Annotated in this window: 15 protein-coding genes; 11 read left to right on the top strand and 4 right to left on the bottom strand. The window is 68.1% G+C overall.

Annotation, left to right across the window (positions count from 1 at the left end):
* The 6 genes from U9983_RS22050 to U9983_RS22025 form a co-directional block, all read left to right on the top strand.
* A partial coding sequence (locus U9983_RS22050) for an amino acid ABC transporter ATP-binding protein (RefSeq protein WP_322755848.1) occupies positions 1 to 332 on the top strand: 332 nt, incomplete at its 5' end.
* Positions 333 to 478: 146 nt separating this feature from the next.
* Complete coding sequence (locus tag U9983_RS22045; RefSeq protein ID WP_322755849.1) at positions 479 to 1,357, top strand: glutamate ABC transporter substrate-binding protein; 879 nt, start codon at positions 479 to 481, stop codon at positions 1,355 to 1,357.
* A 24-nt stretch (positions 1,358 to 1,381) separates the two neighbouring features.
* Positions 1,382 to 2,032, top strand: a complete 651-nt coding sequence (locus U9983_RS22040; RefSeq protein WP_322755847.1) for an amino acid ABC transporter permease — start codon at positions 1,382 to 1,384, stop codon at positions 2,030 to 2,032.
* Positions 2,029 to 2,904, top strand: a complete 876-nt coding sequence (locus U9983_RS22035) for an amino acid ABC transporter permease (RefSeq protein ID WP_322755846.1) — start codon at positions 2,029 to 2,031, stop codon at positions 2,902 to 2,904. Before U9983_RS22040 ends, U9983_RS22035 begins: the two co-directional genes overlap by 4 nt.
* Before the next feature lie 36 nt (positions 2,905 to 2,940).
* The gene (locus U9983_RS22030; protein WP_322755845.1) at positions 2,941 to 3,405 is read left to right on the top strand and encodes an HIT family protein; all 465 of its coding nucleotides are present in this window, start codon (positions 2,941 to 2,943) and stop codon (positions 3,403 to 3,405) included.
* A gap of 323 nt (positions 3,406 to 3,728) precedes the next feature.
* Positions 3,729 to 5,948 carry an NADP-dependent isocitrate dehydrogenase gene (locus U9983_RS22025; protein ID WP_322755844.1) on the top strand — a complete coding sequence of 740 codons (2,220 nt, stop codon included), beginning with the start codon at positions 3,729 to 3,731 and terminating at the stop codon, positions 5,946 to 5,948.
* A gap of 124 nt (positions 5,949 to 6,072) precedes the next feature.
* Here U9983_RS22025 and U9983_RS22020 read toward each other — a convergent pair whose 3' ends face one another.
* Together U9983_RS22020 and U9983_RS22015 are read right to left on the bottom strand one after the other, a co-directional pair.
* Positions 6,073 to 7,266 (bottom strand): amidohydrolase family protein, encoded by a 1,194-nt coding sequence (locus tag U9983_RS22020; RefSeq protein WP_322755843.1) that lies wholly within the window; start codon positions 7,264 to 7,266, stop codon positions 6,073 to 6,075.
* A gap of 169 nt (positions 7,267 to 7,435) precedes the next feature.
* Positions 7,436 to 8,107, bottom strand: a complete 672-nt coding sequence (locus U9983_RS22015) for a TetR/AcrR family transcriptional regulator (protein ID WP_322755842.1) — start codon at positions 8,105 to 8,107, stop codon at positions 7,436 to 7,438.
* A 180-nt stretch (positions 8,108 to 8,287) separates the two neighbouring features.
* On the opposite strand from U9983_RS22015, the gene U9983_RS22010 reads away from it, so the two are divergent.
* The 5 genes from U9983_RS22010 to U9983_RS21990 are packed head-to-tail and all read left to right on the top strand — an operon-like array spanning position 8,288 to position 12,639.
* Entirely contained in the window at positions 8,288 to 9,520 is a 1,233-nt protein-coding gene (locus U9983_RS22010) for an acyl-CoA dehydrogenase family protein (protein WP_322755841.1), read from the top strand.
* Positions 9,517 to 9,645 (top strand): hypothetical protein, encoded by a 129-nt coding sequence (locus U9983_RS22005; RefSeq protein WP_322755840.1) that lies wholly within the window; start codon positions 9,517 to 9,519, stop codon positions 9,643 to 9,645. The genes U9983_RS22010 and U9983_RS22005 overlap by 4 nt, the downstream gene beginning before the upstream one ends.
* Complete coding sequence (locus U9983_RS22000; protein ID WP_322755839.1) at positions 9,642 to 11,051, top strand: 4-hydroxyphenylacetate 3-hydroxylase N-terminal domain-containing protein; 1,410 nt, start codon at positions 9,642 to 9,644, stop codon at positions 11,049 to 11,051. Before U9983_RS22005 ends, U9983_RS22000 begins: the two co-directional genes overlap by 4 nt.
* On the top strand, positions 11,044 to 11,823 hold the full coding sequence (gene fabG, locus U9983_RS21995) for a 3-oxoacyl-ACP reductase FabG (protein WP_322755838.1): 780 nt from the start codon (positions 11,044 to 11,046) through the stop codon (positions 11,821 to 11,823). Before U9983_RS22000 ends, fabG begins: the two co-directional genes overlap by 8 nt.
* A gap of 30 nt (positions 11,824 to 11,853) precedes the next feature.
* Positions 11,854 to 12,639, top strand: coding sequence for an SDR family NAD(P)-dependent oxidoreductase (locus U9983_RS21990; protein ID WP_322755837.1), 786 nt, complete (start codon positions 11,854 to 11,856; stop codon positions 12,637 to 12,639).
* Between the two features lie 18 nt (positions 12,640 to 12,657).
* On the opposite strand, the gene U9983_RS21985 is transcribed toward U9983_RS21990, so the two are convergent.
* Positions 12,658 to 13,848, bottom strand: coding sequence for a serine hydrolase domain-containing protein (locus U9983_RS21985; RefSeq protein ID WP_322755836.1), 1,191 nt, complete (start codon positions 13,846 to 13,848; stop codon positions 12,658 to 12,660).
* A gap of 139 nt (positions 13,849 to 13,987) precedes the next feature.
* Positions 13,988 to 14,482, bottom strand: a complete 495-nt coding sequence (locus tag U9983_RS21980; protein WP_322755835.1) for an MOSC domain-containing protein — start codon at positions 14,480 to 14,482, stop codon at positions 13,988 to 13,990.
* Between the last annotated feature and the right edge of the window lie 159 nt (positions 14,483 to 14,641).

Genomic DNA, 14,641 nt, shown 5'->3' with positions numbered 1-14,641 from the left:
ACCCTGCTCATCTTTCTGGCGGGCAACAGCAACGCGTCGCGATTGCCCGGGCGCTTGCCATGGACCCGAAGGTGATCCTGTTCGACGAGCCCACCTCGGCTCTCGATCCGGAGTACATCGCCGAGGTGCTCGACGTCATGACGGAGCTCGCCGGCGACGGCATGACCATGGTTGTGGTCACCCACGAGATGGGGTTCGCCCGGCGCGCTGCACACCGTATCGTATTCATGGCTGACGGTCGAATCCTTGAGGAAGGGACGCCGGAAAGCTTCTTCGACAACCCACGGACACCGAGGGCCCGTGATTTCCTGGCCCGTGTCCTCCCGCACTGATAGCGTGCCCCGCTATCCGGCGGCCCACCGGGCTGTTCAACCGGGTTGCCGCACCGCCAGCTTTCACGGCCGACACATCCATTGAGAGGACAAACATGCGGATTCCACAGCCACCGGTCCGGCGCCGTCTGCTCCCGGCGCGCTCCATGCGACGGCGATGGTTCGCGGCGACCGCGCTCGCCTGTGCGGTCACGCTCGCCGTCGCCGGCTGCGGAGGCGACTCGACCGACAAGACGGTCGGCGCTGCGAACACACCCACCTTCGCCGCCGGCACGACGATGGCGAGGCTCGCCGCTGCGGGGAAGGTCACCGTCGGCACCAAGTTCGACCAGCCGTTGTTCGGGCTGAAAGGGCTTGATGGCAAGGTCGCCGGATTCGACGTCGAAATCGCGAAGATCATATCCGCCGGTATGGGGATCAACGAGAGTGGCATCACCTTCGTCGAGACGCCGTCGTCCCAGCGTGAGGGAGCGATCCAGCAGGGCAAGGTCGACTTCGTCGTCGCCACCTACACGATCAATGACAAACGCAAGCAGCTCGTCAGCTTCGCCGGGCCCTACTACCAGGCCGGCCAGGACATCATGGTGAAGAAGGACAACACCACCATCACCGGGCCGGAGTCGTTGCGTCCCGCGAACGCGAAGGTCTGCTCCGTCTCCGGGTCGACTCCGGCTGAGAAGATCAAACAATACGTCGACGCGTCCAACATCGTGCTCTTCGACGTCTACTCCAAGTGTGCGGATGCCTTGCGCACCGGCCAGGTCGATGCCGTCACCACCGACAACGTCGTCCTGTTGGGCCTTGCCGACGCCAGCGGCGGTGCCTTCAAGCTGGTCGACAAGCCCTTCACCACCGAGCCCTACGGCATCGGTATCAAAAAGGGTGACATCGCCTTCTGCCAGTTCATTCACGAGCAGCTGACCGCGGCGTCTGCGGACGGGCGCTACGCCAAGGCCTGGCAGTCCACGGCGGGTAAGGTCACCGGGACCACACCGACCCTCCCCACACTCGCCACCTGTTCCTGAGCTAAGATCACCACGGGAGCCGCCATGGGTGTCATCACCGACAACGTGGGCCTGTACGCCCACGGCCTGCTGGGAACGTTGAAGATCTGCGGCTTGGCGGCTGTGGGGGCGTTGCTGCTCGGGATCGTGCTGGCGGTGTTCCGGGTGTCGCCCGTGGCACCCCTGCGAGCCACCGGCACCGCGTACGTCACGCTGGTCCGTAACTGTCCATTGACGATTGTTCTGTTCTTCTTTGCGTTCGGCCTCCCCGAGGTGGGCATCAACGGTGCCTATTTGGTTTTCGGTGTCGCCGGGCTCGCCGTTTATACCGCTGCGTTCGTGTGCGAGGCGCTACGCAGCGGTATTGGCGCGGTCGACGCAGGCCAGGCCGAGGCCGCGCGCGCGATAGGTCTCACCTTCGGTCAGTCGCTACGACTGATCGTGCTGCCGCAGGCTGTGCGGGCGGTGATTCCGCCGCTGGGCAGCGTCGCGATCGCAATGATCAAAAATTCGGCGATCCTCGGCGCCTTCGGGGTCGGCGGCGAACTTTACAGTGTGGCGAACACGCTGAACAGCGCCCGGGGTGAACCGGCACTGCCGGTCTACACCGGCGTGGTGATCGGTTATCTGATCATCATCATTCCCGCAGGTCTGCTCCTGGGGGTACTGGAGAAGCGTATGACGGTCGCCCGGTGAGCGGAGGCCATCTCTACGATGCGCCGGGCCCCCGCGGGCGACGGCGGATCCGTATCGCCACGGTGGTGGCGGGCTTGGCCCTGGTCGGCCTCGCGGCGCTCGTCGTACGGCGGCTCGCCGCGAACGGCCAGTTCGCCGCTGCGAAGTGGAGCCCGCTGTTCGACCCGAACGACGCGAACTTCGCCGACCTGTGGCGCCTGTTCGGCGGCGGTCTCCTGCACACCCTGACGGCCGCCGCCCTGGCGATGTCGTTGTCGCTGCCGTTCGGGGTTCTCATCGCGGCGACGAGGATCTCGGCATCCCGATGGTACCGCGGGATAATCGTCGGTACGGTTGAGATCCTGCGCGCCGTCCCGGTGGTTATCGCAATCTTTTTCGCGTATCAGGTTCTCCCCACGTATGGGCTCAAGCTGCCGCTGTTGTGGTACATCGTCATCGGTCTCACAGCCTACAACTCGGTGGTCATCTCCGAGATCGTCCGGGCGGGTATCCTCGCGGTACCGAAAGGTCAGTCAGACGCCGCCGCCGCGCTGGGTCTCACTCGCACCCAGTCCATGCGGTTCATCCTGTTGCCTCAGGCGTTCCGATCGATGCTGCCAGCATTGATCAGCCAGCTCGTCGTGATCCTCAAAGACACGTCTCTCGGCGCGTTCATCGCCTACGAGGAGCTGCTGCGCCGCGGTCTGATCGCCATTCAGACACTGCACAACCCGATTCAGACATATCTGGTGATCGCCGCTATCTTCATCGGCATCAACTATCTCGCGAGCCGTCTGGCGATTTACGCGGAAGCGCGCCTGTCAACCCGGCGACCGGCGCCGCCTTCCGAGGATCGTCAGATCAACAGTTCGGTGCCGGCAACAGTCCCGTGACGGCAGTCATCCCGTCGACGGAAATGCACAGAGACGATGGTGGGTGCTCTGGACGACTGCTATTCCTGCGTGGGCAACGGGTCGCTGGACACCCTGCCGCCGCGGGAACGGATCCTGTTGGGGTCGGGATGGCGGGTCGCGCACGCGATCCGTGCCGCGCTGCCCGGCTGGTTGGTTGTCGTCGCACGCCGGCACGTCACGTCGCTGGGCGATCTGACCGCCGCGGAGGCGTCCGAACTCGGTCTGATGACGTGGCGGCTCGGTCGCGCCCTGGCCGACGTCACGGGGTGCGCGAAAACCTACGTGGCCGCATTCTCCGAGGCGCCGGGCTTCACCCACATCCATGTCCACGTCATTCCACGCGCCGAGAGCCTACCTACCGCCGACCGCGGCCCTGCAGTCTTCTCCTACCTGCGCAGACCGGCCAGCGAGTGGGTGTCGTCAGAGGTCATGGACAGCCTTGCGGAGACCCTTGCCGTGTCACTCGCGTCGATGCCGTAGCGCCGCCCGGCTCCGGCCTCACGCTGGCCAGTTCGACGGCGACGACCGGTGACCGCCTGCTGCTGACTCCACCCGGCGGCTGGCAGCACGACGACCGGGTGGACCTCCAGAACCCTGATGTGGGCGGTGGTGGGCTCGCCGAAGCCGTCCGCATGAGAGGGTCGGATGCGCCTGACCCTCAGTCTGGTGCGGTGTTCCACCGCCGATGCCAGCCGGGCGGTCGATGACGATGAGCGCACACCCGCCGTCGTGATCAAAGCAAGGGTGGGATGATCAGGATATACCTTGAGCTTGAGGCGAAGTAGACGCGAAGCGGAGTATCGGTGACTGAATCGACCATCATCTACACCCACACTGACGAAGCCCCGGCCCTGGCGACGTACGCGTTCCTGCCAGTGGTCCAGGCATACGCCCGAGCGGCCGGTGTCAGTGTCGAAAGCCGTGACATCTCCCTGGCGGGGCGGATCATCGCCAGTTTCCCCGAGTATCTCGGGGAGGCTCAGCGCATCCCTGACGCGCTCACCGAGCTCGGTGAACTGGCCAGGACGCCCGGGGCGAACATCATCAAGCTGCCGAACGTCTCGGCGTCGCTTCCGCAGCTGAAGGCGGCGATCGCCGAGCTGCAGCAGCATGGCTATGCGTTGCCGGACTACCCCGACGATCCGAAGACCGACGAGGATCGGGCCATCCGCGTCCGTTACGACACGGTCAAGGGCAGTGCGGTCAATCCGGTGCTACGCGAGGGCAACTCCGATCGCCGTGCCCCTGCGTCGGTGAAGAACTACGCCAGGACCCACCCGCACCGGATGGGCGCGTGGCGGTCCGACTCGAAGACGAACGTCGCCACCATGGTTGCCGACGATTTCCGCTCCACCGAGCGGTCCGCGGTCATCACCCGGGACGGCTCGGTGCGCATCGAACTGGCGGGTGACGACGGTGCCACCACCGTCCTGCGTGCGTCCGTGCCGGTGCTGGCGGGCGAGGTCGTGGACGCGTCGGTGATGCGCGTGGCCGCGCTGTATGAGTTCCTTGCGGCACAGATCGCCCGGGCCAAGGCCGAGGGCGTACTGTTCTCGGTGCACCTGAAGGCGACGATGATGAAGGTCTCCGACCCGATCATCTTCGGTCACGTGGTGCGGGCCTTCTTCCCGGCGACGTTTGCCGCGTACGGTGAGACGCTCGCCGCCGCAGGCCTGAGCCCGAACGACGGGCTCGGCGCCATCCTCAAAGGCCTGGAACAGCTGCCCGAAGGCGCGGAGATCAAGGCCTCCTTCTCCGCCGAGCTGGCCGTCGGGCCCGCCCTGGCGATGGTCGACTCCGACCGCGGCATCACCAACCTGCACGTGCCCAGCGATGTCATCGTCGACGCCTCCATGCCGGCCATGATCCGCACCTCTGGTCACATGTGGGGGCCGGATGGCGACGAGGCGGACACCCTCGCCGTTCTCCCCGACAGCAGCTACGCCGGCATCTACCAGGTCGTCCTCGACGACTGTCGGGCGAACGGGGCCTTCGACCCCGCGACGATGGGCTCGGTGTCCAACGTCGGCCTGATGGCGCAGCAGGCCGAGGAGTACGGCAGCCACGACAAGACCTTCGAGATCCCCACCACGGGCACGGTGCGGGTCGTCGACGAGGCCGGCGACGTGGTTGTGGAGCAGGTGGTCGCAGCCGGCGACATCTTCCGCGTATGCCAGGCCAAGGATGCGCCGATCAGGGACTGGGTGAAGCTCGCGGTCACCCGCGCCCGCGCCACCGGCGACCCGGCGGTGTTCTGGCTGGACGAGAACCGCGCGCACGACGCGAAGGTCATCGAGAAAGTCAGGGCATACCTGCCCGAACACGACACCCGGGGACTTCAGATCGAGGTCATGGCGCCGGTCGACGCGATCGCGTTCTCGCTGGCGCGGATCCGCCGCGGCGAGAACACGATCTCGGTTACCGGCAACGTACTGCGCGACTACCTGACCGACCTGTTCCCGATCCTGGAGCTCGGTACGAGCGCCAAGATGCTCTCGGTCGTCCCGCTCATGAACGGCGGCGGCCTGTTCGAGACCGGCGCCGGCGGCTCCGCACCCAAGCACGTCCAGCAGCTCCTCAAGGAGAACTACCTGCGCTGGGACAGCCTGGGCGAGTTCCTCGCGCTGGCGGTCAGCTTCGAGCACCTCGCCCAGACGACGGGTAACGCACGCGCTCAGGTGCTCGCCGACACCCTCGACCGCGCGACTGCCACCTTCCTCAACGAGGACAAGTCGCCCAGCCGCAGGCTGGGCGGCCTCGACAACCGCGGCAGTCACTTCTACCTGGCGTTCTACTGGGCGCAGGAGCTGGCCACGCAGACCGACGACGCCGATCTCGCGGCGGCGTTCGCAGGCCTGGCCAAGACGCTCGCCGAGCAGGAGCAGACCATCGTCGACGAGCTGATCGCGGTCCAGGGCTCGCCGACCGACATCGGAGGTTACTACCAGCCCGACGCCTCCATGGCCGCGGCTGTCATGCGCCCGTCGACGAGCTTCAACGAGGCCCTTGCGGCTCTCGCCTGAGGAGTGAAGCGGCTTCCCGTTTCGGTGGGCAGTGAACCTCAGGTCCGCTGCCCGCAGAAACGGGATCGCTCCAGAGCCGGGCGAACGGCCGGGCGGCCGTTCGCCCGGCCGTTCACGCGGACGTTCACCCCGCCGCGGCCCGGCCCACAAAGGCCATGCCACGATCCCGGCAGACCGCCCGCTGCTCCTTCGCCGGCAGGAAGTCCACCAGTTTCGGCATCTGCGACGGGTCAGCCATGCCCTCCCCGTGCGGATAGTCCGAACCCATCACCAGGCAATCCGATCCCACCGCGCCGGCGATCTCGGCGATGTCGTCCTCCGGGTAGGGGACCACCAGGATGTGCGCACGCACGATCTCGGTCGGCCGGCAGGGTAGGGGACCGCCTATCCACGGGCCGTTGCGTCCCATGCCGCGCATCTTGTCGATACGCCCCATGAAGTACGGCAACCAGCTCGCACCGTGCTCGACGGATATGACCTTGAGCTGCGGAAATCGACCGAACAGGTTGTCGTAGACGAGCGCGGACAGAGTATCCATGATCGCCCGGTCGCCATACAGGTTCATCCACTGCCAGGCGGACTGATCATACGGGCGCGGATTGGAGTCCTGGCCCCAATGCACGGCCTCACGCTCGTTGTAGCCGCAATCGGTGATGTGATAGGCGACGCCCACGGCCGCTTCGTTGAGCCGTGCCCAGATCGGGTCGAAATACGGGTCGGCGGGCGAACGGCCGTAGGCCGGTCCGGTGCGCAACATCACGACTCGGGCGCCGCGTTCCAGCACCCATTCGGTTTGGCGAACCGCCTCGTCCAGGTCCCGGAACGAGATCGCCGGCGGGCAGAACAGCCGGCCGCCGTTCGCGAACCCCCAGGTCTCGAACAGCCACCGGTTGAAGGCGTTGAGGTTGGCGTACAGGACATCGGTGCGCCGGCAGAACGACTCGGCGAACAGCGCCAGCCCGGGAAAGACAAGCGCCGCCTCGACACCCTGGCGATCGAGGTCGGCCAGCCGGGCCTGCGGCTGCAGGTACTCAGGCCGGGGCTTCTGGTAGAAGCGCTCGTCGTCGGCGATCCCGGTCTTCATCGCGCGCAGCTTCTCCGCGAGCGTCCCCGGGACGTGCACCTGCTCGTACAGGTTGCCGTCGGTGAACGTCACAATCCGATCACCAGCCACGATCAGTTCGGTACCGGCGGCGTCGCGGACCGGTCGCAACGCCTCCGCACGAAATGCGGGGTCGATGTAGTCGGCGAACGCGTCACGCGGTTCGTACAGGTGCGAGTCCGCGTCGAACAGGGGGTAATCGACGACCGGTGTCATGGTCTTCTCCTTTGCCGCTTCCCGCGGCCGCGGGAAGCGGCCGTCGCTCAGGTCCGTCAGACCGCAGCCGCGCCCTGGTACCGGCTGACCTCGCGCCTGCCATCAGTGACCCGGGGGACTTTGGCCAAAGGCGATACGACAGAACCACGATCGCATCGCCTTTGGCCCACTAGCCGCTCGGTGCCAGGGCGAGCCCGCGCAGGATGAAAGTGCGGTACCAGTCCCCGATGTCGGCGAATGACAGTCGGCCCTCGGGTCTATACCACAGGTGGGTGTAGTTCATCAACTGCATAATGCTGTTGGCCGCGACCGCGGGGTCGACGGCCGGGTCGAAGGCGCCTTCGTCGACACCCTGACCGATGATGTCGCGCACGAACTGGTCGTAGGCGTCGCGCTGGTCGATCAGCGTTTGGACGCGTTCGGGACGCAGGCTACGGAACTCCCGTTCGACGACGGCGGAGTACCGGATGTTGGTGGCCAGTCGGGCCATCCACCGCTCGACGAACCGTGACAGTCGCGTCACCGCATCCGCGCGCATGAGCGTCTCATCCTCGGTCAGGTAGCGCAGGCCGTCGGCGTGGACGTGCTCGGCGATGGCGTAGAGGAGGTCCTCCTTGGTGTCGATGTAGTAGTAGAGGCTGCCCTTGAGCAGGCCGACCCGGGACGCGATGTCCTGGATCGTGGTCGCCTCGTAGCCCTTCTCGTAGAACACATGGGCGGCGACATCAAGGATCTCGTACCAGCGAGACTCGCCCACCACGGCCTTCGGCGGTCGCGCGGACAGCCGAGGGACACCAGCGCCCGTCCCCGGGCCGTGCGACTGCCCGGCTGCGTCGCTCACCCGGCCATGTCCCATCGGGCAGATCACCTTCTTCGACGAATGTGCCGCTTGACGGACCGCCTGTGCCAGACCAATCTAACGGTTGTTTGACCTGCACGTCCAGGTCCACGATACGAGTCAGTCGCCCGACCACGTTCCCGCAGTCCGTGGCGGCGGCCGGGGCGTCCAGGAGGCAGCGAGATGACAGAAGTGGCGCCGGGCGACGACGAGATCGGGCAGTTCGTCGCCCTGGCCACCGCCTTCCTGGACCGGCACGTCAAGCGCCGGCCCGAGCGCCTCGGCCAGCTGGGGTGGGGTGAGGGCCCGGACGACATCGCCGTGCTGGAGGTCCACGCCGACACCGACGCCGAGCGGCGCGATCTCACCGCGGCGCAGGTGTGGCGGGCGACGGTGTTCGACGCCGGGTTCGGCTGGCTCGGCGGCCCGGTGGAGTACGGCGGCGGCGGCCGCAACCCGGTCCTCGACGACGTCTACCGCGGTCTGGAATCCGCGTATGAGGTGCCGAACCAGAACATCATCGCCAGCGGCACCGCGCTCGTGGCGCCCGCGGTGATCGCACACGGCAGCGCCGAGGTGAAGGCCCGGTACCTGCGCGGCGTCTTCCGTGGCGACCTCGTCTGCTGCCAGCTGCTGTCCGAACCCGACGCCGGCTCCGACCTCGCCGGGCTGCACACCCGCGCGGTGCGCGACGGCGACGAGTGGGTCGTCACCGGCCAGAAGGTGTGGAGTTCCTACGCCCACCTCGCCCACGTCGGGCAGCTCCTGGCCCGCACGGATCCGGATGCCTCCAGGCACGCCGGACTGACGATGTTCCTCGTCGACATGGACAGTCCCGGCGTGCAGGTCAGGCCGCTGCGGATGATGACCGGTGAGGCCCACTTCAATGAGATCTTCCTGGACGAGGTGCGGATCCCCGACCGCAACCGGGTCGGGGCGGTCGGCCAGGGCTGGCAGGCCACGATCACCACGCTGATGAGCGAACGGGCCGCCGTCGGCGGCGGCGCGACCTCACCGGCCATGGACCCCGTCCATCGCGTCACGGCGCTGGCCCGCCAGCTGGGCCGCGCCGGCGACCCGCTGCTACGGCAACGGCTCGCCGACGTCCACCTCCATGAGCGGTTGCTGCGCTACCTGGGGCTGCGCCAGGAGGTCGCCCTCGCGGCCGGCCGGCCGCCCGGACCGGAAGGATCGGTGATGAAGCTGTTGTACTCACAACAGGCTCGGCGGATCGGCGAACTGGCCGCGGACCTGCTGGGACCGGCGGTCACCGCCGACAACGGCGAGTGGGGGACGTTCGCCTGGGCGCGGTGGGTGTGTGGAGCGCCGTTGCTGCGGATCGCCGGCGGCACGGACGAGATCCAACGCAACACCCTCGCCGAACGGGTGCTGGGACTGCCCCGGGGGCCGCGGTGACAACGCCGGCCGCCGCGCGGCCGAGCGCACCCTCGATCGCCACCACCGCCACCACCGCCACCACCGCCGCCACGACCGCCACCACCGCCACGACCGGCCAGAGAAAGGTGATCGTGGAACCATGATGACCGGCGAGCAGTACCTCGACTCGCTGCGAGACGGGCGCCGGGTGGCGCTCGACGGTGTCCTGCTGCCTGACGTCACCGCCGACCCGGGGCTTGGCAACGCCGCACGCTGGGTGGCCACCGGCTACGACCGCATCCGGTCGGGGTACCCGGACGGCGTGAACCCGATCTACCAGATCCCGCGGACGGTCGAGGACCTGCGGGCCAGGCTCGATCTTGTCCAGGAATCCGACGTGACGGTCGCCCTGACCTCCGCGGTCCTCGCGTTGCTGACCGCGGCGCCGCGACTGGCCACGGCGAACCCAGCCTACCGGGAACGGATACTGCACTATTTCGAGGACTGCCGGCGCCGCGACGTACGGTTCGCCGAGGTCATCACCGACGCCAAGGGCGACCGGTCGCTGCCGCCCGGCAAACAGGACGACCCCGACCTCTATCTGCGGGTCGTCGACCGCGACGCCGACGGTATCGTGATCAACGGGGCGAAGTTCCACATCACGATGGGCCCGCTGGTGCACGAGCTCGTCGTCATGCCCACCAAGCGGATGAAGCCGGGCGAGGAGCAGTACGCGGTGGCGTGCGCGGTGCCGGTGAACTCCCCGGGCGTCACCCAGATCGCCACCAGCCCGCACCCCCGGGGCAGCGACGGGCGGTCACACCCGGTGTCCGGCCGACATACCGACCCGGACTCAATAGTGATCTTCGATCACGTGCATGTGCCGTACGAGCGTGTCTTCCTCGACGGTGAGGTCGAGGAGTCCGCGGTGGTCGCCCACTCGCTCGGGCTGTGGGAACGGATCAACGGGGTGGCCGACATGGCGCGCCTCGGTGACCTGCTGGTCGGGATGGCCCAGCTCGTCGCCGAGGCGAACGGCGTCGACCGGATCCCGCACATCAAGGACAAGATTGCGGAGATGGTCGTCTACGCCACCCTGGTGCGCGCCGGGCTGGAGGCGTCCATCGCCGGCGCGACCCACACCGAGGACGGCATGATCGCGCCCAACGAGCTGTATGCGAACGCCGCCAAGTACCACGCCGCGGCGCACTACCCGGTCATGGTTCGCAACCTGCACGACATCGCCGGGGGCGCCGTGGCGACGGCCCCCTCCATGGCCGACTACGACAACCCGCAGCTACGGCCCTATATCGACAAGTACCTGCGGACCATGCCCGGCGTCGACGGCTACTACCGGATGCGGCTGTTCCATCTGATCCGCGACGTGACCGCCGACGCGCTGGGCGGCCGGGAACTGGTCTCCTGGCTGCAGTCCGGCGGCGGACTGTTCGCGCAACGCACCGTGACCCGCAAACACTACGACATCGAGGCCGCCAAGGACCTGGCCCGGCGGGCCGGCGGGCTCCTCGACGGGGCCGAGCCGGCGAGCTACCCGGACGGCCATGGCTGAGTCTGCGACGCAGGCGACCGGCACCCGGCCAGCCGGCCAGCGCCGGGTGGCCCTGGTCACCGGCGGTACCCGCGGCATCGGCGCGGCGATCACCGAGCGGCTTGCGCGCGACGGTATCCACGTCGCCGCGGTCTACGTCCACGACGACGGCCGCGCGAAGGAGTTTCTGGACCAGGTCAGCAACGCGGGCATGTCCGTGTCGCTGCATCGCGGCGACATCGGCTCGCCGGCCGACTGCGCGCGGCTTGCCCGCGACGTCGTCGCCGCGCACGGCCCGGTCGACTACCTGGTGAACAACGCGGCCATCAGCAGCGACGCCCCGGCGCACGAGATGACGGTCGAACAGTGGGACGCGGTCGTGCGGGTCTCGCTGTCCGGCGTCTTCTACCTCACCCGGACGGTGCTGCCCACGATGCTCGAGCGCGGCTTCGGCCGGATCGTCAACGTCGGCTCGATCGCCGGGACGATGGGCTCGACCTGGCAGGCGAACTACGCCGCGGCGAAAGGCGGGGTGATCGCGTTCACCAAGTCGATCGCCCGGGAGACCAGCCGCAGGGGCGTGACCGCCAACTGCGTGCTGCCCGGCCCGACGCGGACCGACATGGCGGCGGCCACCCCGGACGAGGTGAACGACAAACTGCTGCGGCTCATCCCGGCGCGGCGTGTGGGCAGGCCCGAGGAGATCGCCCATGCCGTGCGTTTCCTTCTCGACGACCTGTCCGGCTTCATCACCGGCGCACTGCTGCCGGTCGACGGCGGCATGAGCATGTGAACGGGCGTACACGTGAACGGGAGGACGGACATGCATCTCGATGACCGGGTCGCGATCGTCACCGGGGCCGGCTCGGGGCTCGGCCGGGCCGCGGCCCTTGCGCTCGCCGCCGCGGGCGCGCGGGTCGTGGCCGGCGACATCGACCCGGCGACCGCCGCGCACACCGCGGATCTGATCGTCGCTGCTGGCGGCCAGAGTTGCTCGATCCGGGCTGATGTCGGCGTGGCGGACGACTGCGCGGCCCTGGTGCGCCGGGCCGTCGACGCCTACGGGGCGCTGCACATCCTCTACAACAGCGCCGGAATCGCGCTCGGGAGGCAGGACGGGTTCGTCGCCGACATCGAGCCCGAGGTGTGGGACCGGGTCATCCGCGTCAACCTGTCCGGCACGTTCTACTGCTGCCACTACGCGATCGGCCCCATGCAGGCATCCGGTGGCGGTTCGATCATCAACACCGCCTCGTCCATGGCCCACCTACCGAACGGGCTGCTCGACGGCTACGCCGCGTCCAAGGGCGGGGTTGCCACGCTGACCCGATCCATGGCGGTCGGCTGCGGCGCGCGCAACATCCGGGTCAACGCGATCAGCCCCGGTTACGTCGACACGCCGATCAACGCACCTCTGCTGCGCAACGACAAGGTCCGGACGGCCTTCGCCGCCGGCCACGCCACCGGGCTCCAGACCGCCGAGGAGATCGCAGACCTCGTCGTCTTCCTCGCCGGCGACGCCTCCCGCAGCCTCACCGGTGCGGTGCTCACCTGCGACCGGGGCTGGACGGCGTTCAAGGTCCCCGATCTCCTGCGGCCCGCACCGTGATCACTCTGGCTGCCGCCGTCACGGTCGGTCCGCGACGGCGTCCGCGGACGCGTCCGCGAGGACGTCGGCGGCCAGGTTGGCGATGTTCGTCCGGCGGGCCACCCCGCGGGGCGACTCGTCGTATCCGGAGAGTGGGTAGCCGTTCGTCAGGAAGGCAAAGGAGACCTGGGTGACCGGGTCCATGAACGACACCTGGCAGGGTGCACCGCCATGCCCGAATGTCTCGGCGGAACCGGTGGCCGGTAGGTAGGCGCCGGGCAGCGTTCCGGCGACGACCACGAACAGGCCCATCGTCAGGGGGTTCGGCTGGGCGCTGTAGCCCTGCGGGTGCATCGTCAACCGAGGGCGGATCCCGTCGGTGACGGCCGTCGGCGTCCACCGTCCGGAGTGGAACAGTGCCTGGTAGTGCAGCGCGACGTCACGCGCCGTCCCGACCAGCGAGTGACTCGGCTCGCCGGCGGCCAGAATCTCGGGCTTCGACGGGAACCAGGGACCCCACGGGTCGACGGTCGCGCCGGTGTCCGGCGGATCGATGCTGACGAAGGGGGCGACGTCGTCGGCGTGGCGCTCCTGGGGTACCCCGAGCTCCAGCGACAGCCCCAGCGGCTCGGCGATCTCTTCCCGTAGGTACTGCGCCAGGGTGGAGCCGGTGCGCCGTTCGACGATCTCCGCGATCACCCACGCCGCCGACGTCAGGTGGAACTCCAACCGGCTGCCGGGCTCGAACGTCAGCCGCCACTTCGACATGGCGGCGAGCCGTTGACCGCGGTCGAGCATCTGGGGCCATCCCAGTGGCGCAAGGGGGAACCCGGCGGTGTGGGTCAGCACCTGTTCCACCGTCACGACGTCTTTGCCGTTGGTCCCGAACTCGGGAATGATGTCCGCGACCCTCTCACCCGCGGCGAGAAGTCCTTCCCCCATCAGCTTCCAGACGATCGAGGCGACGATCGGGCGGCTCGCAGACTGCAGGACATAGCGGGTCTGCGGCGTCGAGTCCCCGTAGGTCTCGAACAGCACCAGGCGACCGGCCCGAGCCAGTGCGATCTGTGCCGACGGTAACGGCCCGCCTTCGACCTCTATCCGGACGCGTTCGGTCAACAGGTTGAGCCGGCGGGGGTCAAGACCGACATCCACCGGGTCGGCGAGCAGAGCGACCGGCGAGCTGGACCCGCTGGCTGTTGTCCCACGCTCCCTTCGGTCAGCACACATGGGCTACCGGCCTTCCAGGAGTTCGCTGTCAATCATCTGACTTAGAGCGCTTAGCTTATGTTTTTATGGTGAGGCCGAATACTCGTGTCCGCGTTCCGGCGATCGGTCAGCGGAGCTGTGTCGGCCAACGGAGCTGTGTTCAGCCCGGCACGATGATGATCTCATCGCCGACGGTCAGTGCACCGCCGCGCACGATGTCGGCACGCAGGCCGCCTCGGTGCTCGAGGGCGTTGCGCACACCCGGGCGGGTGCGCTGGTCGAGGTAGCCGCATGGCGGGCATGATCGGACGCCGCACAGGACCACGTCGCCGATACGGAAGGTCCTACCGACAAGATCGAGCAGTGTGACGCCTGCGGTGACCAGGTTTCGCCGGGTCTCATGTTCGGCCAACTGGACGCCGGTGTCTGCGACGGCGGCGGCGACCGCCTCGCGTTCGATCAGCGTGACCTGCCGTCCTGGACCGGCGCGTCCGGAGAAGGTGCCGGTGCCAGCCGCGTACCGGTCGCCGTCCAGCCCTTTCCCCTCCACCGCGAACACGGTGCCGGGTGACTGCATTGCGGCGCCCCGCTGCGGCGTCACGTAGATGCCGACCAGGCGTCCCCGGACCGTCCCCGTCGCGTCAGCGTCCGCCATGACCAGTCACACTACAGTCCGCGGGTGTAGCCGAGATACCTCGGAAGTCGGCCACGATCGCCTCTTGGTCGGATATCGCCCCACTTCGTGGGTCTCGCAGGTCACGGGCGTGCCGTTCCTCGTTGATCTCACCGTCTCGCCGTAATGGATCTTCCGGCG

Origin of the sequence: Protofrankia sp. Cas3, from assembly GCF_963555955.1 — a bacterium.
Taxonomy (GTDB): Bacteria; Actinomycetota; Actinomycetes; order Frankiales; family Frankiaceae; genus Protofrankia.
This window is presented reverse-complemented; position numbering and strand designations above follow the sequence as displayed.

What these genes read in the sequence shown, in the direction of transcription:
- U9983_RS22045 (WP_322755849.1), top strand. Translation starts at nt 479, where the DNA reads ATGCGACGGCGATGGTTCGCGGCGACCGCGCTCGCCTGTGCGGTCACG.
- U9983_RS22040 (WP_322755847.1), top strand. Translation starts at nt 1,382, where the DNA reads ATGGGTGTCATCACCGACAACGTGGGCCTGTACGCCCACGGCCTGCTG.
- U9983_RS22030 (WP_322755845.1), top strand. Translation starts at nt 2,941, where the DNA reads ATGGTGGGTGCTCTGGACGACTGCTATTCCTGCGTGGGCAACGGGTCG.
- U9983_RS22020 (WP_322755843.1), bottom strand. Translation starts at nt 7,266, where the DNA reads ATGACACCGGTCGTCGATTACCCCCTGTTCGACGCGGACTCGCACCTG.
- U9983_RS22010 (WP_322755841.1), top strand. Translation starts at nt 8,288, where the DNA reads ATGACAGAAGTGGCGCCGGGCGACGACGAGATCGGGCAGTTCGTCGCC.
- U9983_RS22000 (WP_322755839.1), top strand. Translation starts at nt 9,642, where the DNA reads ATGATGACCGGCGAGCAGTACCTCGACTCGCTGCGAGACGGGCGCCGG.
- fabG (WP_322755838.1), top strand. Translation starts at nt 11,044, where the DNA reads ATGGCTGAGTCTGCGACGCAGGCGACCGGCACCCGGCCAGCCGGCCAG.
- U9983_RS21990 (WP_322755837.1), top strand. Translation starts at nt 11,854, where the DNA reads ATGCATCTCGATGACCGGGTCGCGATCGTCACCGGGGCCGGCTCGGGG.
- U9983_RS21985 (WP_322755836.1), bottom strand. Translation starts at nt 13,848, where the DNA reads ATGTGTGCTGACCGAAGGGAGCGTGGGACAACAGCCAGCGGGTCCAGC.
- U9983_RS21980 (WP_322755835.1), bottom strand. Translation starts at nt 14,482, where the DNA reads ATGGCGGACGCTGACGCGACGGGGACGGTCCGGGGACGCCTGGTCGGC.